We start from the raw sequence: 1,703 nt of genomic DNA on the forward strand, positions 1-1,703 counted from the left end.
ACCACGCAAACGACCGATGGCCGTATAGCCCGGGTTTGTACGTTTAGTAGCGTTTAGGTCATCGAGCATTTTGTGTCCGTGGTCGGGGCGGAACGGCAATCTGTAATCTTCACGTCCTTCACTTACTCTTCGTTTTTGCTCCAAAACCAACGCTTTCATTACGCCATACATATCTACATCGCCATCTAAGTGGTCTGCTTCGTAGAAATTTCCTTCGGCGTCACGCTTAGTTGCTCGTAAATGTATGAAATTAATTCTGTCGCCCAAACGCTCAACCATTCCGACCAAATCATTATCAGCACGCACACCGTAGCTTCCTGTGCAAAAACAAAGTCCGTTAAACTTACTTTCGGCCGCTTCGAGCAATAATTTTGCATCGGTTTCGGTACTTACTACACGTGGCAAGCCCAAAATCGGATAGGGTGGGTCGTCGGGGTGAATCGCCAACAATACGCCCGCTTGCTCGGCTACTGGCGTAATTTCTTTTAGAAAACTATACAGATTTTGGCGTAATTCTTTATCTCCTATATATTTATAAGTATCAAGTGTTTCTCTGAAAGCCTCAATCGTAAAACTTTCTTCGCTTCCTGGCAAGCCAGCGATAATATTTTTGGTCAGACGAGTCACATCAGCTTCGCTTGCACTTTCAAACCATGCTTTTGCTTTGGCAATTTGTGCTTCCGAATAAGATTTCTCGGCGTTTACTCTTTTTAGAATATACATTTCGAAAGCACAAAACTCGGTCATATCGAAACGCAAGGCTTTCGAGCCATCGGCTACTTCAAAATCTAAGTCAGTACGAGTCCAGTCCAAAATTGGCATAAAATTATAGCAAACTGTATCAATACCACAGTCGGCCAAGTTCACGAGGCTTTCCTTGTAGTTTTCGATGTATTGCTTATAATTTCCCGAAGCCTTCTTGATATCTTCATGCACAGGCACGCTTTCTACCACCGACCACACCAAACCACTGCTTTCGATGAGAGATTTACGAGCTTGAATTTCTGATTTTGTCCAAACCTGACCGTTTGGTATATGATGAAGTGCCGAAACAACACCTGTTGCCCCAGCTTGACGAACATCGGATAAACTTACTGGGTCATTGGGGCCAAACCAACGCCATGTTTGTTCAAGAGCCATATTTTTAAGATTGAAATAAATGATTTACAAAAATATAGCTAAGGCGAGAAGTCTCCAACTAATATTTTGTCAGGAACAAATACTTTTTTGACAGTATGGAGGGGCAAACGGTCAAAAACTTGAAACGAGGTTATACAAAACAAATTTTAAATATGATTTTACAAGGAAAAATAAAAAACTGATATTTTTTTTTATTGAATATTTGGAAATAAAAAAACAGACTTGCATCTTTGCAGTCCCAAACAAAAAAGTAGTTTCGTTTGTGAAAAGGGAGTTTAGCTCAGCTGGTTCAGAGCACCTGCCTTACAAGCAGGGGGTCACTGGTTCGAACCCAGTAATTCCCACTCTTTTCAAAGCAGTACAATGTGTCATGGGAGTTTAGCTCAGCTGGTTCAGAGCACCTGCCTTACAAGCAGGGGGTCACTGGTTCGAACCCAGTAATTCCCACAAAGCCTCAGAGAAATCTGAGGCTTTTTTATTGAAAAATCTTTTTTAAGGATGTCACTGATTCGAAGCGAGTCGTCGCACCGTCGATATGTCGAACCATCAGTAATTCCCACGAA

At 42.0% G+C, this 1,703-nt stretch carries 1 protein-coding gene and 2 tRNA genes; 2 read left to right on the forward strand and 1 reads right to left on the reverse strand.

Annotated features, from left to right (window positions below):
- Positions 1 to 1,140, reverse strand: a 1,140-nt coding sequence (gene uxuA / locus ACOVO2_RS17000) for a mannonate dehydratase (RefSeq protein WP_421771130.1), incomplete at its 3' end; no start/stop codon positions are given.
- A 269-nt stretch (positions 1,141 to 1,409) separates the two neighbouring features.
- Here uxuA and ACOVO2_RS17005 point away from each other — a divergent pair.
- Positions 1,410 to 1,484, forward strand: a tRNA-Val gene (locus ACOVO2_RS17005).
- Positions 1,485 to 1,512: 28 nt separating this feature from the next.
- Positions 1,513 to 1,587, forward strand: a tRNA-Val gene (locus ACOVO2_RS17010).
- Positions 1,588 to 1,703 lie beyond the last annotated feature (116 nt).

It is taken from the genome of Emticicia sp. (genome assembly GCF_049241225.1).
Classification (GTDB): Bacteria; Bacteroidota; Bacteroidia; order Cytophagales; family Spirosomataceae; genus Emticicia.